At 31.2% G+C, this 22,981-nt stretch carries 22 protein-coding genes and 2 tRNA genes; 7 read left to right on the forward strand and 17 right to left on the reverse strand.

Translation table 11 applies throughout. The features are described 5' to 3' along the window. Nucleotides 1-442: 442 nt before the first annotated feature. The 3 genes from J2Z44_RS12385 to J2Z44_RS12395 all read left to right on the forward strand — a co-directional run bounded on the left by J2Z44_RS12385 (nucleotide 443) and on the right by J2Z44_RS12395 (nucleotide 2,411). Complete coding sequence (locus tag J2Z44_RS12385; protein WP_021282913.1) at nucleotides 443-907, forward strand: hypothetical protein; 465 nt, start codon at nucleotides 443-445, stop codon at nucleotides 905-907. Between the two features lie 153 nt (nucleotides 908-1,060). Next, nucleotides 1,061-1,600 carry a hypothetical protein gene (locus J2Z44_RS12390; protein WP_209649612.1) on the forward strand — a complete coding sequence of 180 codons (540 nt, stop codon included), beginning with the start codon at nucleotides 1,061-1,063 and terminating at the stop codon, nucleotides 1,598-1,600. A gap of 271 nt (nucleotides 1,601-1,871) precedes the next feature. Continuing rightward, nucleotides 1,872-2,411: a hypothetical protein gene (locus J2Z44_RS12395; RefSeq protein ID WP_021282910.1), complete on the forward strand. Its 540-nt coding sequence runs from the start codon at nucleotides 1,872-1,874 to the stop codon at nucleotides 2,409-2,411. A gap of 230 nt (nucleotides 2,412-2,641) precedes the next feature. Here J2Z44_RS12395 and J2Z44_RS12400 read toward each other — a convergent pair whose 3' ends face one another. The 4 genes from J2Z44_RS12400 to J2Z44_RS12415 form a co-directional block, all read right to left on the reverse strand. Further along, the gene (locus J2Z44_RS12400) at nucleotides 2,642-3,418 is read right to left on the reverse strand and encodes a DUF1287 domain-containing protein (RefSeq protein WP_021283501.1); all 777 of its coding nucleotides are present in this window, start codon (nucleotides 3,416-3,418) and stop codon (nucleotides 2,642-2,644) included. A 305-nt stretch (nucleotides 3,419-3,723) separates the two neighbouring features. After that, nucleotides 3,724-4,953: a S8 family serine peptidase gene (locus J2Z44_RS12405; RefSeq protein ID WP_021283500.1), complete on the reverse strand. Its 1,230-nt coding sequence runs from the start codon at nucleotides 4,951-4,953 to the stop codon at nucleotides 3,724-3,726. Between the two features lie 442 nt (nucleotides 4,954-5,395). Beyond that, a complete protein-coding gene (locus J2Z44_RS12410) occupies nucleotides 5,396-6,214 on the reverse strand; it encodes a zf-HC2 domain-containing protein (protein ID WP_021283499.1) in 819 nt (272 codons plus the stop codon). Then, nucleotides 6,204-6,779 carry an RNA polymerase sigma factor gene (locus J2Z44_RS12415; protein ID WP_242833416.1) on the reverse strand — a complete coding sequence of 192 codons (576 nt, stop codon included), beginning with the start codon at nucleotides 6,777-6,779 and terminating at the stop codon, nucleotides 6,204-6,206. Before J2Z44_RS12415 ends, J2Z44_RS12410 begins: the two co-directional genes overlap by 11 nt. A gap of 501 nt (nucleotides 6,780-7,280) precedes the next feature. On the opposite strand from J2Z44_RS12415, the gene J2Z44_RS12420 reads away from it, so the two are divergent. Continuing rightward, nucleotides 7,281-7,739 carry a putative ABC transporter permease gene (locus tag J2Z44_RS12420; RefSeq protein WP_342591516.1) on the forward strand — a complete coding sequence of 153 codons (459 nt, stop codon included), beginning with the start codon at nucleotides 7,281-7,283 and terminating at the stop codon, nucleotides 7,737-7,739. A 124-nt stretch (nucleotides 7,740-7,863) separates the two neighbouring features. On the opposite strand, the gene J2Z44_RS12425 is transcribed toward J2Z44_RS12420, so the two are convergent. The 4 genes from J2Z44_RS12425 to J2Z44_RS12440 all read right to left on the reverse strand — a co-directional run bounded on the left by J2Z44_RS12425 (nucleotide 7,864) and on the right by J2Z44_RS12440 (nucleotide 11,529). Further along, nucleotides 7,864-8,760 carry a class I SAM-dependent methyltransferase gene (locus J2Z44_RS12425; RefSeq protein WP_021283496.1) on the reverse strand — a complete coding sequence of 299 codons (897 nt, stop codon included), beginning with the start codon at nucleotides 8,758-8,760 and terminating at the stop codon, nucleotides 7,864-7,866. 104 nt (nucleotides 8,761-8,864) lie between these two features. Further along, nucleotides 8,865-9,230 carry a DUF2500 domain-containing protein gene (locus J2Z44_RS12430; protein ID WP_021283495.1) on the reverse strand — a complete coding sequence of 122 codons (366 nt, stop codon included), beginning with the start codon at nucleotides 9,228-9,230 and terminating at the stop codon, nucleotides 8,865-8,867. A gap of 119 nt (nucleotides 9,231-9,349) precedes the next feature. Beyond that, the gene (locus J2Z44_RS12435; protein WP_021283494.1) at nucleotides 9,350-10,843 is read right to left on the reverse strand and encodes a flotillin family protein; all 1,494 of its coding nucleotides are present in this window, start codon (nucleotides 10,841-10,843) and stop codon (nucleotides 9,350-9,352) included. Between the two features lie 143 nt (nucleotides 10,844-10,986). Beyond that, complete coding sequence (locus tag J2Z44_RS12440; protein ID WP_021283493.1) at nucleotides 10,987-11,529, reverse strand: nitroreductase family protein; 543 nt, start codon at nucleotides 11,527-11,529, stop codon at nucleotides 10,987-10,989. Nucleotides 11,530-11,926: 397 nt separating this feature from the next. Between J2Z44_RS12440 and J2Z44_RS12445 the strand changes: the two genes are divergently transcribed. The 3 genes from J2Z44_RS12445 (at nucleotide 11,927) to J2Z44_RS12455 (ending at nucleotide 13,971) form a co-directional block, all read left to right on the forward strand. Beyond that, a complete protein-coding gene (locus J2Z44_RS12445) occupies nucleotides 11,927-12,496 on the forward strand; it encodes a nitroreductase family protein (RefSeq protein WP_021283492.1) in 570 nt (189 codons plus the stop codon). 194 nt (nucleotides 12,497-12,690) lie between these two features. Then, on the forward strand, nucleotides 12,691-12,894 hold the full coding sequence (locus tag J2Z44_RS12450; RefSeq protein WP_021283491.1) for a cold-shock protein: 204 nt from the start codon (nucleotides 12,691-12,693) through the stop codon (nucleotides 12,892-12,894). 555 nt (nucleotides 12,895-13,449) lie between these two features. After that, complete coding sequence (locus J2Z44_RS12455) at nucleotides 13,450-13,971, forward strand: hypothetical protein (protein ID WP_209649614.1); 522 nt, start codon at nucleotides 13,450-13,452, stop codon at nucleotides 13,969-13,971. Nucleotides 13,972-14,179: 208 nt separating this feature from the next. Here J2Z44_RS12455 and J2Z44_RS12460 read toward each other — a convergent pair whose 3' ends face one another. The 9 genes from J2Z44_RS12460 to J2Z44_RS12500 all read right to left on the reverse strand — a co-directional run bounded on the left by J2Z44_RS12460 (nucleotide 14,180) and on the right by J2Z44_RS12500 (nucleotide 22,980). Next, complete coding sequence (locus tag J2Z44_RS12460; protein ID WP_021283489.1) at nucleotides 14,180-14,995, reverse strand: VanW family protein; 816 nt, start codon at nucleotides 14,993-14,995, stop codon at nucleotides 14,180-14,182. A 50-nt stretch (nucleotides 14,996-15,045) separates the two neighbouring features. Further along, nucleotides 15,046-15,201 carry a hypothetical protein gene (locus J2Z44_RS12465; RefSeq protein WP_021283488.1) on the reverse strand — a complete coding sequence of 52 codons (156 nt, stop codon included), beginning with the start codon at nucleotides 15,199-15,201 and terminating at the stop codon, nucleotides 15,046-15,048. 425 nt (nucleotides 15,202-15,626) lie between these two features. Beyond that, nucleotides 15,627-17,735: a methyl-accepting chemotaxis protein gene (locus J2Z44_RS12470; protein ID WP_021283487.1), complete on the reverse strand. Its 2,109-nt coding sequence runs from the start codon at nucleotides 17,733-17,735 to the stop codon at nucleotides 15,627-15,629. 353 nt (nucleotides 17,736-18,088) lie between these two features. Then, a complete protein-coding gene (gdhA, locus tag J2Z44_RS12475) occupies nucleotides 18,089-19,435 on the reverse strand; it encodes an NADP-specific glutamate dehydrogenase (protein WP_035319500.1) in 1,347 nt (448 codons plus the stop codon). 177 nt (nucleotides 19,436-19,612) lie between these two features. Continuing rightward, on the reverse strand, nucleotides 19,613-20,254 hold the full coding sequence (locus J2Z44_RS12480; RefSeq protein ID WP_021283485.1) for an undecaprenyl diphosphate synthase family protein: 642 nt from the start codon (nucleotides 20,252-20,254) through the stop codon (nucleotides 19,613-19,615). A 398-nt stretch (nucleotides 20,255-20,652) separates the two neighbouring features. After that, nucleotides 20,653-20,728, reverse strand: a tRNA-Lys gene (locus J2Z44_RS12485). A gap of 7 nt (nucleotides 20,729-20,735) precedes the next feature. Further along, a tRNA-Lys gene (locus J2Z44_RS12490) sits at nucleotides 20,736-20,811 on the reverse strand. Nucleotides 20,812-21,066: 255 nt separating this feature from the next. Beyond that, complete coding sequence (locus J2Z44_RS12495) at nucleotides 21,067-22,275, reverse strand: ABC transporter permease (protein ID WP_021283484.1); 1,209 nt, start codon at nucleotides 22,273-22,275, stop codon at nucleotides 21,067-21,069. 12 nt (nucleotides 22,276-22,287) lie between these two features. Then, nucleotides 22,288-22,980: an ABC transporter ATP-binding protein gene (locus J2Z44_RS12500; RefSeq protein ID WP_021283483.1), complete on the reverse strand. Its 693-nt coding sequence runs from the start codon at nucleotides 22,978-22,980 to the stop codon at nucleotides 22,288-22,290. Nucleotide 22,981 lies beyond the last annotated feature (1 nt).

Here is a 22,981-nt window from a genome sequence, read left to right on the forward strand (position 1 = left end):
CCTACAAAAGCGCAAAATTAATGATAGGGCTTTAGAGGTAATTAATTCCTTAATTCACTTAGATGAAGTAAGTTAATTTTGTTGTAAAGTGGTGTTAATAACCATTAACACAATATTTTTAGCTTATTAACTATGTTAATAAGTTGAAAAATCTATTTTTAGTTAAATTATTATAACCCCTTAAAATCAAAGGCTTTCAAGATTATTTCAAGATATAAAACAGTAATTTTATTTAAAAAATTTCACATAAACCTCCTCATTTTTAAACAAAATAACAGAATTTAATTGTTGCTTAAATTTCTGAGATAATGGGAGTATCTGTAAGTAATAACAGCTTATTGCTATATAATGTATAGTAATAAGGTATTTTAATACTTGTCCATCTTTTTAATGATTTGTATAATTTTAGTAAAATACCAATTATAGAAAGGATGTTATAATTATGAAACATTTAGTAAAATTATTTAGTGTATTAACACTAGCAATAGGCATACTTTTATCTATGCCTGTAACAAATGCAAATGCAGCACCAGCTGCACCTGGTGTATATTACTTTGGTGTAGATGGAATGGCAACTCAAGAAGCATTCAATAAAGGTAAGTTCATTCAATACCCTGGTAACAAAATTGAGGCTTCTGGACCAATATACATTAAAGTTAAACAACTAGGATATGGCAGTAGATTTATTAATGTGGATAAGGTATCAACTGATTTTAAAGAAGTTAACAGAGAAGCTATAACAGAATATAGCTCTTATGGCACAGTGGTTATTGGCTGGTACATTACTTATAAAGTTGATAACTTAGCTGATGGAACCCATAACATTGAATTAGGTTGCATTGGTAACATGGGTAAAGTTATAAGAACTAATGTTACCTTTAATAAAATTGCTCCTATAACTCCATAGCTGAAAATAGACAATAAATATATAGCACAATCAAATATATTTATTAGGTTGTGCTATATCTTCTAATAAATAATTAAAATTTAATATATCATAAATTTCAGCTAAAATGTTAATCAGAAGTTTATAATATTCAAAACGGGGAGGTAATACATAGTGAATATAACATCAAATAGTGTTGGTCTAAACAATTATTCAACCAATTTATTAAATATGAAAAATAATAAGTCAATTAACAAAAATATTAATATCCAGGTAAGTTACAAATCAGCTCTAGAGGAAAAAAAAATAAGTGAAGAGGAAGATGCAATACTCTATGAGCTTTATAAATCAGATCATTCTCTTCATACAGCTTTTACCTTTGAAGAGTGTAAGAAAGCTATAGTATCCTTTCCTCCGCCAACAGCACCAGGGTCAGTACGCAGAGCCTGGAGAGAAAAATGGGAAAGTGCCACTCCTGAGGTTAAAAAGGCTATGAGAAGTTTTGACTCTGTTTATAGTGCTTTTTTAATGCATAATGAAGAGTATAATGGCAATATGCCAAATGATTTAAATGGTTATTTTAAGTTTATGGGTACTATGAAGGGGTATATACAGAATCACTATTATAATGTTCCTGGAGTAAGTCATGAATTTTATGAAAGTCTTATGAATTTAACTAGTGGATTTGAAACAGAATTGATGAAGTATTTATAAAATCTATTGGATTAGTGTGTGACCAATTATCTTATTGTCCATTATTATTAATTATGGTTTTAATAAAGAAGCTGATGACACAACTAATATCAAAATAATTGTTAAACTTCTAATTATATAAAAAATATAGATTCACAAATTAGGATGGTATACTTCATTTATTAAGTAATGCCATCTTTTCTAAGGATTAACTAAACTTTAAATAATACAAACTTTGGCTAGGATTATTATACCTAAGTTTGTGTTATTTAAAACGGGGAGGTAATACATAGTGAATATAACGTCAAATAGTGTTGGTCTAAACAATTATTCAACCAATTTATTAAATATGAAAAATAATAAGCCAATTAATAAAAATATTAATGTCCAGGTAATTTACAAATCAGCTCTAGAGGAAAAAAAAATAAGTGAAGAGGAAGATGCAAAACTCTTTGAACTTTATACCGTTAGCCATGCTGCTCATGCAAATTGTACTTTTGAAGAGTTTAAAAACAGTATAGTATCCTTTCCTCCGCCAACAGCACCAGGATCAGTACGCAGAGCCTGGAGAGAAAAATGGGAAAGTGCCACTCCTGAAGTTAAAGAGGCTATGAGAAGTTTTAGCTCTGTGTATAGTGCTTTTTTAATGCATAACGAGGAATATAATGGCAATATGCCAAATGATTTAAATGGTTATTTAAAGTTTATGGGTACTATGAAGGGGTATATACAGAATCACTATTATAATGTTCCTGGAGTAAGTCATGAATTTTATGAAAGTCTTATGAATTTAACTAGTGGATTTGAAACAGAATTGATGAAGTATTTATAAAATCTATTGGATTAGTGTGTGACCAATTATCTTATTGTCCATTACTACTAATTATTGTTTTAATGAAAAAGCTGATGGTAAAACTAATACTCAAAAATTATTTATTTACTAATCAACTTTCTACATCTAAGTAGTTGGCAAATGTAGATTCACAAATTAAGATGGCATACTTAATTTATTGAGTTATGCCATCTTTTATGGAAAAATAAAATCTCAACGTATTTCATACCTTAGTACTTCCACCTGAAGTGCCCTACAAGTTCTACACCTTGAAAAATATAGGGGCATTCTGCAGCACTAGGTGTTGTATTATGAATTATATAAGGCACTCCTTTGCTATTTCTCTTATCTGATACTATAGCAACATGTTCATAGGGTTTTAGCATAACAATGATATCCCCCGGCTGCCACTCTTTAAGATTTTCTGGATCATTAGGTTTCATTTCTGTGGTTAAAGAAATTGCATGCTGCTGAAAGAACACCAGCTGATTAGGTACTCTTCTAAAATCAATATTGGGATCCTCTTTACCATCAATTCTCCAATATTTATCCTTGTTCTTCTTTATATCCTCATCAATAAGCTTCTTTAAATTAACATTAATGCCTTCAAAGCCTCTCCAGATCACATCAGTGCACACACCTTCACCCTCTGGTGGATATCCACCTACATAGTAAGCATCCTTATACTTTGTCTTATTTTCTGCTTCTTTTCTTGCAGCTTGAACAATATCTAATGGGTCAGGTATTCCATTATTATTTTTATCTACCTTAGAATATTCCTCAGAAACTTCAACTCTTTTTCCAATATGAAGTTCATTTTCAAGCCACCAAATAGTATTTCCAGTTCTTCCAATAACAAAATTTCTAAAAGGTCTTACTAAAATAAAAATGGTAGTAAAAATAAATATTGCAATGAAGAATAAAATTCCAATTCTTTTAAACACTCTCTTTATAGCACTATCCCTACTTACTCTTTTAACATAGTATTTGCCTCTGTATTTGCCCACAGTACTCCCCCTTGTATTATAGATTTTGTATGGTTGTCTATATATTATGACAAGTTCATGGAACAAATGCGTATATTTCCATAGTTTTTAAGCTAGTTCAGCAATCTAAAGCTTTTAAGTAAAACCTAAACTTAATACATTAAAGATTATAGAGTTTTTATAAATTAAAAGTTAAATTCTTTATGTAATAAAATATTCTACAAGCAAACCTTTTATAGGTTTGCCTATAGAATAAGCCTTGATTTCCTTATATGTTTTAAATATTCTTATTGAAAAGATACTGATATACACAGTATGATTTTTTGTCAACTAAGTGTTTTAATTTTTTCTATCAAATCTACTGGACTTATAACATGTTTTAATTCATATTTTTGTGACTTGTACTCAACTTCAATTGGTTTACTTGTTTCTATTACAGTTTTCCAAAAAACCTCAGGTGTAATCTTATCATTTGCATCATAAGCTAATACATATAATCCAGAGATATATGGAACTACCCAACTAAATGCACCATATCTATGAAAAGTATACTCATCATTGTAGTTTGGTCCTGCAACAGTTCTAGAATCCATTGGGAAATGTACGTATCCTGTATCCCATTCTAAAAATTGCTCTGGAGTATTTTTTGAAAAAACTGATCCTTCCCAAAACTTACCTGCTACATATGATGAGGTTTCATTAGGGTTATCTACTGGGAATCTTCCTAATCCCGAAAACTTGAATCCATGTGTTCTAGATAATGATGTAGAAATAACAAATATGCCTTCTTTACTAGCTTTGTCTACAGCTTCTAAAAACTCCTTATATCCTTTATCTTCTTGAGAGCATCCCATAGACATAGAAATAACTTTTATTTTCTTATTATCTGGTAATTCATTATTTAGATTTATTACTTTATCTATTGCATTTGCCACTTTTTCAAAATCCATGCGTGAATTACCCGCTTTATCTAGATAAGTATTATTAATTGCAAAATAATATATATCAGCTTTAGGTGCTACCCCTACAGTCTTACCTGCAGCGATTGATGTTACAGCTGGTCCATGCATGAGATTATCGGTCCTTGGATTATATAACTCTTCGTAATGTTTTATTCTATCCTGGTAATCTTCATGCTTATTTTTTAAAGGTGAATCTAATATTGCTATACCTATATTTTTCCCAGTAATCCCTTGCTTATGAAGCTTTTTAATATCAAGTCCTGGGTCTTTCCCCATATTTAATATTTCTTTTGGATTATAATCCTTTGGCATTTTATCTTTAGTTGGCCATTTAGTTGTAGTATCAAAGTAGGCATGAAATAGATCTTTGCTTCTATCATTTATATCTAGCTCTGATAAATCTTTCCCCTTTAAGTCAACTTGGTTCAACCTAACATGTAGCGGATCTGGGAGATTCTCATCAAAGGCAGGCAACTCATAAGATTTACTCAAGAAGGTTGAAACTTCTTTCTCCTTTGAAATCTTATTACTAAAAAAATATCCACTCCATAGTAAAATAATTATAGTTATTGATAACAATATATACTTTTTCATAAACCTCTATCCCCTTACAACACTACATATTTGTAATAAGGCATCTTCAAGAAATAAATAAGTCAATCTGCTCGTCTATTTTGTGCTATACTGCTTCAACAAAACCCTTTGATAGCCCCACTATCTGCGGAACCTGTTTCCTTGTCTGCACAGGCTTGCTTGTGAACACAAAATAGCCTTCACATCTTTCACTTGTTATTTATTTTCAGATGCCTAAAGAATGTAATGGTTAACCATAAAAGTGAACTAAACTCAATCTGATTGATAAGTGTAAAATGATAAATTAAAGGAACTAATTAGCTACTTTGGGGCATAGAAATATTTCTTAGTGTAAAATCTAGTTGTGTTTCCCACCCTCTTAATGTTTTAAGATATCTTTTGAAAATTACTTCTAGAGAATTTCTTTTACATATAAATTTCTATTATGAAGAATCATATTTTTTTACTTTTTCTCATTAGTAGCAAATTTGTTCATTAAATCTTGTATAATGTTATGTTCTTCTTCTAATAAGTAAAATTCCTTATCTTTATTTATATTTCCAGTGTACTTTTGTAATATAATAGTTTTTTCCTTGAAGCCCTTTGCTTCATAGCCATAATACTCGTATTTTACTTTTTCATATTGTATATTAATTTTGAATATAGGACTATCTAAATCAAGGTTAGGTGTAAATGGCTTCAGAGTTATCCACATAGTTCTTTCCTCTATTTTATCAATTTCTCTATTTATCTCTTGTGAATTTATCCTATCACTTTCAGTAAATTTATAATCGTATAATATTAGATTTATATTTGCTGCCTTAACCATATCCTTACTTAGTATAAACCGTTCCCCTAATTCAGCCTCTTTACTGCTATTATTTGCTGCCGGAGAAATATTCCCTTGTTTAATTGCATTAGCAGTATTAATGCCCTTAATGAATGAACCTATATATTTATTGCTTAAAACCCCAGTTGTAACCATAATAGTAACCATAGCTACAGCTGCAAATTTATAAATCTCCTTTTTGTTTATGACAAATCTATTTAAATGCCAATAATTCTTCTTAGAATATTTATGCTTATCAATACTTTCCATTACCTTACTTGAAACATCTATGCTTATATCATTCTCTTCTTCTAAGCCTTCTAAAAGCTTAAAAGTATTGTAAGTTTCTCTGCAGCTATCACAATGATTTATATGTTCTTCAAATATTAATTCTTCTTCATCTGACAAGATGTTATCTATATACTTAAACAATATATCTGTATTACAATTCACTTAAAACACTCCCTTCAATTGTATTGCTACTTCTGGTATTGCAGAGCTTTTTCCTTGCTCTATAGACCTTCATTTTTGCGGATTCTTCACTAACTCCGAGAACTTTACCTATCTCTTTATAAGAAAACCCTCTAACATATTTTAAGATTATGGCATTTTTTTGCTCTAAGGTTAATCCCTCTAGAAGCTTTAGTACTTCTAGCTTTTTCTCTTTTAAACTTAATGCCTCTTCAGGAATGTCTCTTTCACTGCACTTAATACTCATCATTGCTTCTTCTTTTTCTAACTCGAAAACCTTTTTCTTTTTAAAGTTATCATTTAAAGTATTAACAGCTATTTTAAATAACCAAGTAGAAAAGTTAGCTTTTCTCTCAAAGGTATATAGCTTATTGTAAGCTTTTATAAATACCTCTTGAGTTATATCCTCAGCATCTTCCTTACTTAAAGTAATTTTATATAAATAGTTATAAATTACTCCCTGATGCTTTTTAATTAGTATCTCAAAGGCCTGGCATTCACCTGCCAAAACCTTTTCTATTAAGGTTTCATCAGTAACCAAATTCATCACCGTCCTAAATATAATTAGTTATGTTATAAGAAAACATTTTCATATTTCCTTTTATAGTTTTGAATCCATAGATTCATTTTTAAAAGTTTATTCCTCAATAAACTATATAAATAAGCTCTAAATAAAATTTAATTATACTAAACAAATCAAATAGGAAGCTAAGCTGCTCAGTAATTCAAGTATAAACTGATATTGATTTTAATTATTTTAAAGCCTTTTCCAATTTGCTTGTTGGGACATATAGGAGGCACTTTACAATTTTACTTATAATGAATTACGCCCTTAGCTTCCTTTGCGAGCTTCAAACTTTACTAATTAGTGTTTTTTAAAAGCCCATAGCATTCTGTGAAATAATTAATATAGCTTTATGTGCTAAATTTGATTAATTATTTTTCTTAATGCTCTTTACACTTCTTAGACGAAGGAAATTATAAAAAAGTAACGGAAATTTGTAAAGTTTATGTAATCTTCTCAAATACTTGTACAATTTTACATTAATTGCATAGTTTTAGTATATATGAAAAAACTATAGCTATGGGAAAAAGATTTATTATTTACGGACTTGCTGGTTTTTGTGTAGAGGTTTTATGGACTGGTTTATTTTCCATGCTAAGCGGTGATGTAAAACTCACTGGTCATACTTATATATGGATGTTCCCCATATATGGTCTTGCAGTATTTCTCGAACCTGTCCATAACAGGATAAGACATCTTCCACTTATTTTTAGAGGAGGGTTGTATATGCTATTAATTCTTGCAGCGGAATTTGTTACTGGTATGCTGCTTAAATATACTATAGGTGTCTGTCCTTGGGATTACTCATCTAAGCCTCTTCAAATTTACGGAGTAATCACACTGGCTTACGGTCCAGCGTGGTTTGTAGCAGGCCTGTTATTCGAAAAATTTCACGATATGCTCCTTATGGTTCAGCGCAGTATAAGTGAATCAAAGGCATAAAAAATAAGCTTTAATACAAAGTTTATTTTCTCCTAAAAAAGCCCTAGATAACTTTAGCTTTTCTAATCTAATAGAAATCTAATGTGTTCTAGGGCTAATGAACTTATTTGTTTTTGAAGATGCCTCATTTCCTGCCACTAACAATGATTAAAGTTACAACAGTAAAGTCCCAAATAGCTTTTCCTTTGTCTATCATATCAATTCGCCTTGCAAATCTGCTCTCAATTAAACTTCTTAATTCTTCAATATCTTCCTTGGGAAGTTTATAAGGTACCTGCCTTATACCTATTTCTAAAGCCTCTAATTCCATTGCCCGTTCTGACTCTATAATTGCAATTCTATCTTTCATACTATTTCTACAGTCATCTATACAAGTTGGAATGGCTAGAGCATCAATTTTAATATCATGAAAGCCTAGTTGCTCAAATAGTAAAGGAAGTTCAATTGGCTTCATTTCATATTTGTCTACCTCTCTATTTTTATCTTCCTCTTCCCAATATTCATCTATAATCTTCCAGAGCTCTTTTTCTCTTTGGCTAATCTGTGGTCCATGTTTGGAAAGTGCTTTTATAATTTGCTTATGCATTACACTAATTACAGATACTGTTCCCCCTGTTTTGCAAATCCTTTTTTGTTCTAATAAGAATTCCTTATTAGGCACATGCTCTATAACAGTATGAGATGTACAAGCGTCCACAGAGTTATCTTCTAGTGGAAGTTTTAGAGCATTTCCTTCAATATAAGAAATATTATTTATTCCTAAATCCCTTGCTATATTTTTTGCATATTCAATAAATTTACTATCTATATCAATTCCAATTACTGTGCTTTTTTCTCCAAGCCATTTTGAAAGTTTTCTTGTAAGGGTACCAGGTCCGCAGCCTATATCAATCACTGTAATTTCTGATTTTAACCCTAGTGCCTCTAAAAGTTTATCTTTATAGCAATCCTTAAACCTTATATCTCTACTTAAATCCAAAGTCAAAGGTCCTTGCACACAATTTGACCATAAATTGTTCACTTTAGTACCTCCATATTATCCTGCTTTAAGGCATCTGAGAATAGGTAATAAGTCAAATATACAAACCTACTAACTTATTTGTTTTTGAAGATGCCTAAGTACTTTTAGAAAATCCTTTCAAAGCCTAAATAGCGACTTCCTTGAAAGTGGAGTTTACCCTTATCCCCTTCAATCAACATTCCATATTGATTTCCGCTCACAGCAAACTCCATCCTATCTCCGCTCTCAACCTCAAAGGTTACGTAGTATGTGGTAGAAGTTGTATGATGCATATGGTCTCCACTATTATGATTATGGTGTGTAACATTTTCCCTTTTTCCAACTATCCTTGCATTTACAGTTAATTTGGGTTGGCCGTTATTATGGCTCCATTCCTTTACTCCAGTTATTGCAGCTACAATAAAAGATCCCACTACAATTACAAAGATAATGATAAAAAAGATAGGAAACAAATTGAACATTAAATCCATAGCACCCTCCTAAAAAGTTTTATTATATTATACGCAGGCTGCTTGTACTTAGTACCCTAATAAAAACAAAAGAGTAAGGAAAATAAAATCCTTACTCCAAATTTATATAGTATTAATTACTAATCCTCAATTTCTTCTTTCTTAGTCATATTTTCTACGACTTCATTAATTAAGTTTTTATCTTGAGGGATGTTTTCTATTACTTCCTTAACTGAAGTTTTAGTTTCAATGTTGTTTTTAGTAGCAAAGTTGTTTAATATATTGCTTACATCTACTCCAGTTAAATCCTTTAATACCTCAAAGCCATTGGCTGCCACATCAGTTACAATCTTTGAAAGCTTTGAGCCACCTTGGCTACCACCATTGTCAATGATTGTAATCTTATCTACTTGCTCCATAGGTTTAGCAACGGAAGCCATAATTTCTGGAAGTCTGCTTACAATAAGCTCAACTACTGCTGCTTCACCGTATTTTGCCATAGCTTCTGCAAGTTTATCCTTAGCCATAGCTTCAGCAAGCCCTTTAGCTTTAATTGCTTCTGCCTCTGCAAGCCCTTTAGCTTTAATTGCCTCTGCTTCTGCTTGAGCTTCAATTTTCTTAGCATCTGCCTCTGCTATAGCTTTAATTCTAATAGCTTCAGCCTCTGCTTCTGCTTCTTTTATAGCTCTAATTTTGCTAGCCTCTGCATTAACCTCAGTTTCATATTTCTTAGCATCTGCAGGTTTTTTAACTTCTGCAACTAGTCTTTCTTCAATAACTAAGGCATTTTTCTTAGCAAGTTCTGCTTGTTGAAGTGCTAAAAGTGATTGGTTTTCAATTTCTTGAAGTTTATAAGCTACGTCGGCATTAGCCTTTGCCTTATCTCTTTCAGCACGATAGCTTTCAACCTTTAATGATTTATCTCTTTCGCTTTCAGCTATTTCTGTTTCAGCACTTAATTTAGCCTTTTGCCCTTCCCTTATAGCATTAGCTGTTTTGATTTCTGTATCTCTTTTTCTTTCAGCTTCAGCAATATCAGCATCTGCTTTAGATTGAGCTATTTGTGGTTTTGCTCTGTTTTCTAGGTATCCACCCTGAGTTGATATCTTAAGTATTGAGTAAGAAACAAGTGAAAGTCCCATGGACTCTAATTCTTTTCTTATATCATTTTCAATTCTTGCTTCAAAAGCAGCTCTATCTTCATTGATTTGCTCTACAGTTAAAGTAGAAACAATTCCTCTGAGCTTACCTTCTAAAATTTGCTCAACGATATTGCTTATAACCTTTGTAGTGTCTTGTGCTCCACCGCTACAAAACTGCTCTACAGCCTTTAAAATACTCTCTGTATCATTTTGTATTTTAACTACTGCTGTACCTATTATATTAACAAAAATTCCTTGCTTTGAAGGCGCTTCATTAATATCTGTCTTGATAGAAATATTTTCCAAAGAAATTGTGCAAGAAGTTTCTAAAATAGGTATTAATATACCTCCTCTTCCTGAAAGAACTCTCTTTTTTAAGCCTGTGATTACCATAGCTTTATCTGCTGGCATACGCTTCCAGAATAAAAGTATTATAATTAATACCGCCACCACTGGAATTGCATAAGGTAACACTTTAGTTAGAATTTCCAAATATATTGCCCCCTTTAATATTAAATTATTCCCCTAATATAATTGTATATTGTTCTGAATTTTCTTTCAACGAGTATTTAGATAATTTTCTAGAAAATAACATTTCATTTATTATTTAACCAATCCTTGTACCCTTAAGTCTTTTAATAATGGTTATAGCTCATTATATCTTTTAGATCTTTTCTAACTTTCTTTCTAACTTCTTCATTTTTAGGATATCCAATAGTAATTACTAGAGGCACTTCCTTTCCCCTTGGTATCTTTAAATATTCTTTAATCTCTTTTTCCTTAAACCAACCTATAATACAAGTTCCTAGACCTTGTTCAGCTGCTGATAAACAAATATGCTCTGTGGCGATACCTATATCAGTGATACTGTAGTCCTTTCCCTTAATAATACCTCCTATTTTTGAAGTAATATTAGGCTTCTCAAGTACCACCACTATAAAAGCTGGTACTTCTAAAGCAAACTTGTTCATGCGAATCATTGGGTCATAAACCATTTTTGCAACATCTTCAACTGATTTTTCTTCATCCACAAGGATAAACTTCCAAGGTTGAGAGTTGCAAGCTGAAGGTGCCATTCTTGCCGCTTCAATACAAAGCTCTAATTTTTCTCTTTCAACTTTTTTATCCATATATGCTCTAGTACTTTCCCTTAAATTCACCAACTCTTTAAAACTCATAATAAACCTCCAATTATATTTATAAATTGCCTATAGTTACTTATATTATAACAAAACTTCCTTTTACAATTTATAAGTTAGTACTTATATTTACTATTTAAATTTCTATTAAAATAGTATAAACTATATTTATGTTTTTCGTCACTTAATAAGTCCTTAGACAATAATTTTATATATAGAATGGAATAAAGACACATTATAAATATATAATCCTGTTTTGCATTCTCTTTAATATAAGTTCCTTAATATTATCTTATAATTTAAAAATAGTATTGCAACTTATATACTACTAGTAAAAATGCATCAATTTATAACAACTATTGTTATTGGATTCGAAAAACTATTTTTGTAATTTGATGCCCATATTTTAAAACTAAAGAATCATAGGAGGAAACAAATGAATAATCTTTTAGACCTAATTAAAAACAGAAGAAGTATAAGGAAGTATATGCCTGATCAAATAAAAGATGAAGAATTAAATCTTATCCTTGAAGCTGGTATTTTTGCGCCAAGTGGTCATAATGATCAACCTTGGTATTTTACAGTTATTCAAAATAAAGAAGTATTAGATGAAATAAATATTAAATCAAAAGAACTTATGAAAAAAGCCTCTACTGATTGGATTGTAAAAATGGCTGAAAATGAAAAATATCATATCCTTCACAATGCTCCAACGGTAATTATTGTTTCGGGGTTAGAAACTAACAATAAGGAACTTCCATACTGTCCAATGGCTGACTGTAGTGCAGCAGTGCAAAACATGTTACTTATGGCTGAAAGTCTTGGAGTTGCTTCTTGCTGGGTAGGCCTTACTACTTTCATATTTGAAGATGAAGAAGAAGTAAAAAAATTAAACCTTCCAGAAGGCTACAAGCCTCAGTTTGCTGTGACTCTTGGTTACTCTGCAATAACAAAAGAACTTAAGGCACTTCCAAGAAAAGAAAATGTAATTAACTATATAAAATAACAGCTTCAACCTGGCTTAAGTATTCAACATACAGTTGAACACTTAAGCTTTTAAATTTAACTTTAAATTTAATGTTAAATTCAAAAAATTAAAAAAATCAGTTTGCTTTTTATTTTATAATGTGATATACTTGATTAATTGACATGAAGCACAATTAATATATAATCTTTGTGTTTCACTTAGGAGGATATTTAATGAAAATTGGTACAGTAAAATGGTTTAACTCAGAAAAAGGTTTTGGATTTATTGAAGTTCAAGGAGAAGATGATGTTTTCGTTCACTTCACAGCTATCCAAGGCAATGATGGTAGAAAGAATCTAGAAGAAGGTCAACAAGTTCAATTTGAAGTTGAAAAAGGCGCTAGAGGAATGCAAGCTACTAACGTAGTTAAATTATAATTGTAATTAACAACATTTAAGGCATTTGAAAATAAATAACAAGTCAAAGATGTGAAGGATATTTTGAGTTCACAAGCAAGCTTGTGCGGCCAGGAAGCAAATTCCGCAGATAGTAGAGCTATCTAAGGGTTTTGTTGACGCAGTATAACTCAAAATAGACAAACATACTGACTTATTTATTTTTTCAAAATGCCTAATATATAGAATGTAAATTCCCATTATTTTATGGTTTGTTTACATTCTCTTTATATAAGTTGCCTTAGTGTAACAATTAAATATGGAAACAGTATTACGACTTGTATATTGTATGTTTCAAATGTTTTACCACCTGTAAAAGGGTGGTTTTCTGTCATATAAAGCTAATATTCTTAGTAGTTTCTTTACTTATAGTTTCTCATAATTACTCTTCCTAGTTTGTAAATATTATCTTTGATCATTTTCCTAGAGAAGTTTAATTCTGTTAGAGTTTTTATAACAGTACTACCTATTCTATAAGTTTACTATTTATAATTAAGTTATTACTAAGAAAATAAATTAATAAAGGGGCATATCTTAATGCAACGAAATTATAACTTAAAAAAAACCATATCAATTAAAAAATTTATTGCTGAATTTGGAGGAACTTTTACTGAGGCTATCAAAACTAGACTGTCAGATTTAGAAGTTCGTTCAGTATTAACGAGAAAAGATTATACTAACGTGTTAGATATAAAGCACGTTGAGCATACACAATACCCATGTACTGACGATAATACCTTAGATTGTGGTACAAAAGAATATTCTTTCGGAGAGTTTTTAGTAATAGATAATATGTTATACTACTCTAATAATTGCTTGGAAGGACCTACCGTTACTAAATCCCCTGTTTCAGACTTGATCTATGATAATTTAAGTGATGAAAATATAATTAATTTTGAAGGCATTGAAGGAAAGCAAATTACTGATGCTAATATTGATTATATAATAGATACTCTTTTAGACCACTGCTCAGATGTATCTCAAAAATACAAGGATACTATTGCTGAAATAGATAAATGTGCTGCTACTAAACTAAATCGTATCTCATTTAACAACTAACTTTTCTTCAATATTCATTTTTTATTCGTTTATAACCTTTCTTTTTAACTATAATCAATGATACTTTAAACCTTATTGATTACCTAATTGAATTCTAATAAGTACAAATTACTTTGCCATCTTTAAATTTTTACTAAAATGAAAACACCCTAAAGACAGATGTTTTCAGATTCTGCTTATAGGGTGTTTTTATTAATCCATTTAATTTTCAGCTACTTAAGAAGGGGCTGTAAGTCATATAAGCATGATTTTCTGTAATATACTCATCATCTACAAGTTCATCATACATATTTAAAACCTTCCTAAATATAATATTATTTCTTATATAGCCACCAAACAATCCAGTTGTTATAGCATGTTCTTTCTCATAAACCTCATATTTATACTTACAAGGTTCACTACTCCTCCACTGTCCTAAAAGCTTCTCACCTTTTACTTCCACAATTAGCTGATACTCACTGCTTGTTCCATTATATATTTCGAGATCTAAATAATTGTAAGAGCAGGTTGCCCCTGTTCCAAAGGGCTGAGTTCTATTAGAGTCTGGGAACACATCATGACTATGTCTATACCTTTCTGTAACCTTAAGAGGTGTATGAAGAGTCATCCAATAAATTAAGTTAGAGAGTTGACAGAGCCCTCCACCTACACCTGAAGTAAATGTTCCATTAGGACATAGTATTACCCCATCTAAATATCCCTTTTTATAGGTAGGTTTACCAATAAGTTTCCAGTAAGAAAAGGTTTCTCCTGGCTTAATAATAATTCCACTTATCCTATCTGTGGCTAACTTTAAGTTTGTAACCTTATTATGTTGAAGCTCCATGTCCACATCCTTTAATTTTCTTAAGGTTGGTGTATCGTAAGTAAATATCACATAAGTCCTTAACTCTTTGGATATATGTTTAGTATAAACTTTTCCGCTAAAATACCATTCCTTATATTTTTTCAGTGTATAATACTCTTTCCCTAAAAACAATCTTATTTTTGACCTTTTTATAGGCTTTTTTTCTCTAAAATACATACATCTCCCCCATATCCCTCCATGTAACCATTACCTATAACTAAAAACTGTTACTTTTTATCTGAAATTACGAGACAAAAGGTGGCTAAAGGCCCCAAAAATAATGATAAAAGAAACCAATTGAATCCAGACCTATTTTTACCCTGAGCTAACCCTGCGTTAATTAATGCTAGAGTTCCCCACCCCACATAAAATTCCTTATTCATTTTCTCCCCCTTTATACTTACACAAATGCTTATTAATACAATTATATAACGTAAATGAAAAATATTGTACAAATTTTCAATTAATTGTTTGTTGTTTAATCCTTCTATTTTTATATGTTAAAATTGCTGTCTAGTGTCTATAAATCACATCAAAAATCACGTTACTTGTAAATATTTATAATGCAATAATGATGCTTCATAAATATGCCTAATTCTGTTTTGCATTCTGTTTAATATAAACTGCTTAAAATTATTTATTTTTAAAAGGCTAAAGTTTTTTATATCTTTGGATTAAATAATATCTTTAACTGAATTATATATTCTTCTTATGCTTATTTCTATCTATAAAACTCCTCTTCTAAAAAGCTTTGAAATCGCCAATATATAAGAAAACCTAGCAAGCCTTTGCTTACTAGGTTTTAGTTTTACTCACCCAAAGTAAATTTACTTAATTCTTCTTTTAACTTCAGTGAAATTTCTTTTAGATTATTTGAACTACTCATAAACTCATTTATAGTAGCTGTAATTTCTTCAGTTGATGCAGAAACTTCCTCTGTACTAGCAGTTGATTCTTCTGATACAGCTGATATACTTTGCATTATAGAAATTATGCTATCTTTCTTGTCTCTAGTTTGTTCTGCTGAATCGCCTATAACCTTAATTTCATCAATTAACTTATCTACAGAGTCTATTACTGTATTAAATATCTCTTTAGTATCTTCTACAACTACATTTTGCTCTTTTACAATTTCTTTTGCATCTTCTATTGCATTTACTGCTGCTCTAGACTTCCCGCTTATTTCACTAATAAGTCCCTGTATTCTCTTTGTAGCCTCTGAAGATTGTTCTGCTAACTTTCTAACTTCTTCAGCTACTACAGCAAACCCTCTACCCGCCTCTCCAGCTCTTGCTGCTTCAATAGCTGCATTAAGTGCTAAGAGATTTGTTTGCTCTGAAATGCTATTTATGGTTTCAGTTATTAATCCTATTTCACCTGTAGTTTTGTTCATATCTGATACTACATTAGCTACATGAGAAGTAGTCTCACTAGTCTTATCAGCTTTAACAAGTAACATGTCCACTATTTCTAGACCTTTTTTACTAATCTCATTTGTATCTTGAGAAATTTTAATCATATTATTTGTTAAGTTATCTATATTTTCTATTTCATATCCTAGCTCTTCAAAGTTTTGCACCCCTTGTCCTATGTCTTGAGTTTGACTTGAAGCACCTATAGCTAGTGCATCAATTGCAGCTGAAACTTCACTTATGGCCCCATTCGTTTGTGTACTCATCACTGAAATATTCTCAGCAGCTGTAATAACCTCATCCGACACCTCTGTAGCCTTAAACATAAGCTCACTAATACCTTTTATCATGGTATTAAAACTATTACCTAAGTCTTCAAATTCATCCTTTGACTTAATATGTACCTTTGCTGTCAAATCGCCTTCTGATGCTTTTGCAAATGCATAATCTAATTTAAAAATGTATTCAATTATTTTCTTAGCCAAAAATCCTGATATTATAGTTGAGATAATACAGCTAATTAATCCCCACATCAGTACAGCTTTTCCTATATTTCTAACATCTTTCATCAATTCTTCTTGTTCAACAACTCCAACAATCTTCCATTTACTTTCTGGACTTGTAAAATGTACACTAAATTTCGAAGCCCCTTCATAATCGTATTCATTAAAACCACTTTCATTGTTCTTTATACTATCCCATACACTTAACTTCGAAGCGGTATCAGTTCCAATTAAAGTTCCATCAGCATGAGATATTATTGTTCCATTAGATTCAGCTATCATTACATATCCATTTTCCCCTAATTTTATGTTTGATAGTCTCTTAGAAACCTTGTTCATATCTAAATCAATGGCAACAACCCCTACTACCTCTCCCTGATATTCAACAGTCTTTGCAAGAGTTACTGTAGCATCACCATTTTGAGGATTTTTATAAAACTCATTTATAATTACTTTTCCTCTATTTTTGACAGCCTCCGTAAACCAAGGTCTTTCAGTTAAATCAATATTTCCTAAATCAGTTTGTGGATATATGTACGTCTTTTTACTAATGCTTGTGAAATATACATAGGTTATGTCTGTATTATTATCTCTAAAGCCTCTAAATAAGTCCATTAAAAACTTTTCATAATTCGGGTTACCTATTTTACCATTCATTTCAACTACATTTGTATTAGTTGACAATATATTTAACTGTGTTTTGAATGATGTAAAATAATTGTCCAACCCCCTGCTAATTTCCTGTAATGTTTGATTTGAGGATACTTCGAACCTATCCCTCATTGATTTTTTAGTATTTTTATAAGAAAGTGTTCCTATAGCTATAACTGGTATTAATGTTAAGCATATTAACATTGATACCAGCTTTACACCATACCTTGACCTAAAAATGGATTTTGCTTTTAAATTTTTTGCAACATTAGAGATTTTATTAAACTTAAAAATCTCATTTACTTTAAAAATCTTACTACTTTCATTTTTATTCTTTTTAATACTTCTCATTATGCTCTCTCCCAACCATGTCAAAAAATTATCAACCTTTACTATAATACCAGAATTTTGTTATAATTGGAATAATTCTTGAAAAGTTCATAAAAATGAAATATTTTAATATTTCTTGCTCTTTAAAGTATTATATGATTTTATGGTTAAATATACATTATTTATCATAATCCATTAGAAAACATCCTTAACTTTCAGAATTTATATACATGTAGATTGTATAAAGAAAAGTATGAATTATTTTTAGTAATTTTAAAGAATAATAGAAATTGACCTCTAATCTAAAGAAGATTAGAGGTCAGTAATTAATACAAGCTGCTAAAGTGTTCTTACTTGTTTTTATATATTTTTCCCTATACTACACCTTGCCCTATCATAGCATCAGCAACTTTCACAAAACCTGCAATGTTCGCTCCAACTACTAGATTTCCTGGGCATCCACAATCTTCTGCGGATATAATGCTCTTTTCGTAGATATTTTTCATTATTCCTTTTAACTTTTCATCTACTTCTTCAAATGTCCAAGCCATTCTCATACTATTTTGTGACATTTCAAGGGCTGATACTCCAACTCCACCAGCATTACTTGCTTTTGCTGGTGCAAATAATACTTTATTTTCAAGGAATGCATCAATTGCTTCTAATGTAGATGGCATATTAGCGCCTTCTCCAACGGCCTTAACTCCATTTTTTATAAGAGCCTTAGCAGAGTTTATATCAATTTCATTTTGAGTTGCACAAGGAAGCGCTATATCACAAGGGATATTCCATATGTCTTTCATATTTTCATGATACTCTGCTTCTGGATGTTCCTTTACATATTCACTAATTCTCTTTCTTTCTACTTCTTTAATCCTCTTAACAGTTTGAAGATTAATTCCATTTTTATCATAAACATATCCATTAGAATCGCTACATGCTATGACCTTACCACCTAGCTCTGTAGCTTTTTCCATAGCATAAATTGCAACGTTCCCCGATCCAGATACAATAACCTTTTGACCATCAAAGGACATTTTATTGCTCTTTAACATTTCTTTTACAAAATAAACTAAGCCATAACCAGTAGCTTCTTTTCTTGCAAGGCTTCCTCCAAAGGTTAAGCCCTTTCCAGTTAAAACTCCTGGTTCATATTGTCTTGTAAGCTTTTTATACTGTCCATACATGTATCCAATTTCTCTTCCGCCAACTCCAATATCTCCAGCTGGAACGTCCATGTCTACTCCAATATATTTATATAATTCTGCCATGAAGGCCTGGCAAAATCTCATTATTTCCCAATCTGATTTTCCTTTAGGATCAAAGTTTGCTCCACCTTTTCCTCCACCTATAGGAAGTCCAGTTAGAGAATTTTTAAATATTTGCTCAAAGCCCAGGAATTTAATTATGCTTAAGTTAACTGATGGGTGGAATCTTAGCCCTCCCTTATAAGGTCCTATGGCACTATTAAATTGGACTCTATAACCCCTATTTACTCTTACAATACCATTGTCGTCAACCCATGGAACTCTAAACATAAACACTCTTTCAGGTTCAACTATTCTTTCAAGAATGCCTAACTTCATGTATTCAGGATGCTTATCTAAAATACATACTAAAGATTCTAATATCTCTTTTGCCGCTTGATGAAACTCCTTTTCAAGAGGATTATCACGCTCTAGGTTGCTTAATACTTTGCTTACATATTCTCTTCCACTCATAGCCATAATTGTATTCATACTTTTTATCTCCTTTAGACTAAAAATTACCGCAATATTATTATATGTATCTAAATATTATTTATTACTTGGCAGTTTTAGAAAGTACTTACTTTTTTCCTAATCTCTTAACTCTAACTTAAAAGCAGTGATTTTATCTAAATTCACTAGTTTTTTAGTCTAACCTCCAAGGGTTATGTCTTGTTCATTGTACCAGTTTAAAGCATCATAAAAATGCTGTGGTTTAAAGTCTGGCCAATATTCATCTATGACATAAAAATCTGAGTAAATGGATTGAACAGGAAGGAACCCACTTAATCTTCTTCTCCCACCCCAACGAATTATTAAGTCTACTCTTGAAATATCATTGGATTGAATTTGATTAGCAATATTATTACTTTTAGAAGTAGACTTTTTAAGTTCATCCAAGTCCCATTTCCAGCTATAATTAACTAGAAAATTTACCCTAATACCACCTTTTCCAAAAACTCTTCTAGTGGTATAAGGAAGTAGTTCTTCTGGGAACATAGGCGACTTTGTATTCCCTATAACCAGTAATTCTGCATCCTCATTTGCAAGAATCCTAACCGCATTAATGCAAGCTTCTGTGAAGGCTTCTCTTTGCTCAGTAGGTCTTTTAGTATTATCAACAGTAAAGCCATAATAGGTTACTTCTTTTACCCCAACACTTTGACATAGCTTAAAAAGAACTAGCCCTGGGTCAATTCCTGCAACATAACCTTTTTCTCTTCCAAATCCTTTATTTTCTGCCCATCTTCTATTTCCATCTGGGATTATTCCAATGTGATTAGGTACTCTCATATGTTCCTCCTAAATTTCTTCATAGATTATTTAATATATTAGGTTAATGCTAAATTAATATTTTCATTAAAATTAATACCTATTAAATTATTTCTGTGCTCAATTTAGCAACATAGTTATGTATGTTTACACATTATTGATTATTGACATATTTAAAATAACTAATCAAAAACTTTCCTGAGTAATTTGGAGATTTATATTTATTCTTAATTGTTAAAAGTGGCTTTTTAAATAATAAAATAGTATGTTATCCACCATTTAATAAAGCTTCAGCTACCTGTATTGACACGTAGGCTGAAGCCCTATAAAACTAGGTTTTTACTGTGATTTCAAATCCACAACTCTTAGTTTTTTATATAACAAAAAACCTTAAAGTCTCATAAAAAACTTTAAGGTTTTGGTGCGTCATCAGGGGTTCGAACCCTGGACCCCTTGATTAAGAGTCAAGTGCTCTGCCAACTGAGCTAATGACACAAATATGTGGTGCGCCATCAGGGGCTCGAACCCTGGACCCCTTGATTAAGAGTCAAGTGCTCTACCAACTGAGCTAATGGCACACAAGTTTTGCTTACAAAGATATTGTACTACTTTGATACATATATGTAAATAACTATTTTAATATCTAATATATGGTTTTGAATTCATTGATAAATTATATTCTATGTAAGCTAATCAATTATGATTAATATCTATGTCACCAATTAACATTAGTTATTCAATGTTCTAAATTATATAAAAGACCCTAAATTAACTTTATTAAAAAATTAAATTCAGAGTCTCTATCTTAATGTTTATTCCATTATAGTGTTTTACTACTCATATCTTAAGGCTTCTATAGGATCTAGATCTGCTGCTTTCTTAGCTGGATAAATTCCAAAGAATATTCCTACTGCTGAGGAGAAAATTATGGTTCCAATAATTACTCCAGGTGATACTACTGGGGTAATATTTGCAAATTTTCCAAGGCCATAAGCTAAGATTATGCCTAGTATCATCCCAATTATTCCTCCAATAAGAGTTATAATTACTGACTCTGTTAGGAATTGAAGAAGAATGGTTTTAGTAGTAGCTCCAATAGCTTTTCTAATTCCAATTTCTCTTGTACGTTCTGTAACAGAAACCAGCATTATATTCATAACCCCTATACCCCCAACAATTAAAGATATGGCTGCCACTGCCCCAATAAAAGCTGTAAAGATTCCAAGCACTTTATTAACTTGATCAAGCTGCTTTAAAACATTCTCTGCTTTATATACTTCTCTTTCTCTATTTCCATGTCTATTTTCTAATAGCTTTATGGTAGTAATTCCTGCAGCTTCTATATTTTTTTTATCATCTGAAGTTATCATAACGCTACTAATTAAAGTATCATTTGGAAATAGTTGCATTACAAACCGTGTTGGCACATAAGCCATCACAGGCATATTTTCATCACTCATACCAAAGGTATCAAATTGACTTTTACTAATTCCAATGATTGTAGCCTTTTTCGAAGCAGTTTTAGGACCAACTGTTACAACTTTACCTACTGCATCCTCATACCCAAATAAAGCTTTTGCAGAAACTTGATCAATTATAGCTACTGCTTTTCCTTCTAAAGTTTCACTGGCATTATAATACCTTCCATAGAGCATCTCAATATTTTGAAGATGTTTTAAATCCTCACTTCCACCAATTAATACAACAGATTTTGATGCTTTCTCTGAAACTATGCTACCTCTCTTTTGAAGTACAGGTGTAGCATACTTTACCATAGGAAGTCTTTCTTTAATCTGACTTACATCTTCTTCCGTAATATAATCACTAGTACTAGCATTTGCAGTTCTCACACTAATAGTAACACTAGAAGAACCTATTTTCTCAAACTCACTAGTTATAGTTTTTTGTCCTCCCTCGCCAAGAGATACAATAGCTATAACTGAGCTAATTCCTATAATAATCCCTAGCATTGTAAGAAAGGATCTCATTTTATTTGCAATAATACTGTCTAGTGCCATCTTAAAGTTTTCTATAATATTCATGGTATCCTCCTCCTACAGCAGAATTCTATTTTTTACATCTTCATCAGAAACTATTTCCCCATCCCGAAAACGTACAATTCTCTTAGTATATTGAGCTACATCTGGCTCATGAGTAACCATAATGATAGTAGCTCCTTCATTATTTAACCCTTGAAATATCCTTAAAATTTCTTCAGTGGATTTAGAATCTAAGTTTCCTGTTGGTTCATCAGCCATAATAACAGAAGGATTGTTAACTATAGCTCTAGCAATAGCAACCCTTTGCTTTTGTCCACCTGAAATTTCATTTGGTTTATGTTTAACCCTATCTTCAAGGCCAACTCTCTTTAAAGCAAGAAGAGCCTTTTCTCTTCTCTCTTTTGGTGATACTCCTGCATAAGTCATTGGAAGTTCTACGTTTTCAAGAATAGTCATTCTTGGGAGAAGATTAAAAGCTTGAAAAACAAAGCCAATTTCCTTATTTCTTATATGGGCCAGTTCATCATCCTTCATTTTGGATATATCCTTATTGTTTAACAAATATTTTCCACCATCTAATTTGTCTAAGCATCCTAGAATATTCATAAGAGTAGATTTTCCTGATCCTGAAGGTCCCATGATGGATGTAAATTCTCCTTGCTCAATTCTAAGGCTAACACTTCTTAAAGCTGTAAACTTTAGTTCACCAGTGGAATAGATCTTTACCAGGTCCTTAACTTCAACCATA

Origin of the sequence: Clostridium punense, from assembly GCF_017874425.1 — a bacterium.
Lineage (GTDB): Bacteria > Bacillota > Clostridia > Clostridiales > Clostridiaceae > Clostridium_J > Clostridium_J punense.

Excerpts from the sequence above, each read along its gene's own strand:
- J2Z44_RS12455 (WP_209649614.1), top strand. The coding sequence starts at position 13,450 with ATGCAACGAAATTATAACTTAAAAAAAACCATATCAATTAAAAAATTT.
- J2Z44_RS12405 (WP_021283500.1), bottom strand. The coding sequence starts at position 4,953 with ATGAAAAAGTATATATTGTTATCAATAACTATAATTATTTTACTATGG.
- J2Z44_RS12460 (WP_021283489.1), bottom strand. The coding sequence starts at position 14,995 with ATGTATTTTAGAGAAAAAAAGCCTATAAAAAGGTCAAAAATAAGATTG.
- J2Z44_RS12500 (WP_021283483.1), bottom strand. The coding sequence starts at position 22,980 with ATGGTTGAAGTTAAGGACCTGGTAAAGATCTATTCCACTGGTGAACTA.
- J2Z44_RS12450 (WP_021283491.1), top strand. The coding sequence starts at position 12,691 with ATGAAAATTGGTACAGTAAAATGGTTTAACTCAGAAAAAGGTTTTGGA.
- J2Z44_RS12480 (WP_021283485.1), bottom strand. The coding sequence starts at position 20,254 with ATGAGAGTACCTAATCACATTGGAATAATCCCAGATGGAAATAGAAGA.
- J2Z44_RS12415 (WP_242833416.1), bottom strand. The coding sequence starts at position 6,779 with ATGAATTTGGTTACTGATGAAACCTTAATAGAAAAGGTTTTGGCAGGT.
- gdhA (WP_035319500.1), bottom strand. The coding sequence starts at position 19,435 with ATGAGTGGAAGAGAATATGTAAGCAAAGTATTAAGCAACCTAGAGCGT.
- J2Z44_RS12470 (WP_021283487.1), bottom strand. The coding sequence starts at position 17,735 with ATGAGAAGTATTAAAAAGAATAAAAATGAAAGTAGTAAGATTTTTAAA.
- J2Z44_RS12430 (WP_021283495.1), bottom strand. The coding sequence starts at position 9,230 with ATGGATTTAATGTTCAATTTGTTTCCTATCTTTTTTATCATTATCTTT.
- J2Z44_RS12440 (WP_021283493.1), bottom strand. The coding sequence starts at position 11,529 with ATGAGTTTTAAAGAGTTGGTGAATTTAAGGGAAAGTACTAGAGCATAT.
- J2Z44_RS12385 (WP_021282913.1), top strand. The coding sequence starts at position 443 with ATGAAACATTTAGTAAAATTATTTAGTGTATTAACACTAGCAATAGGC.
- J2Z44_RS12445 (WP_021283492.1), top strand. The coding sequence starts at position 11,927 with ATGAATAATCTTTTAGACCTAATTAAAAACAGAAGAAGTATAAGGAAG.
- J2Z44_RS12495 (WP_021283484.1), bottom strand. The coding sequence starts at position 22,275 with ATGAATATTATAGAAAACTTTAAGATGGCACTAGACAGTATTATTGCA.
- J2Z44_RS12465 (WP_021283488.1), bottom strand. The coding sequence starts at position 15,201 with ATGAATAAGGAATTTTATGTGGGGTGGGGAACTCTAGCATTAATTAAC.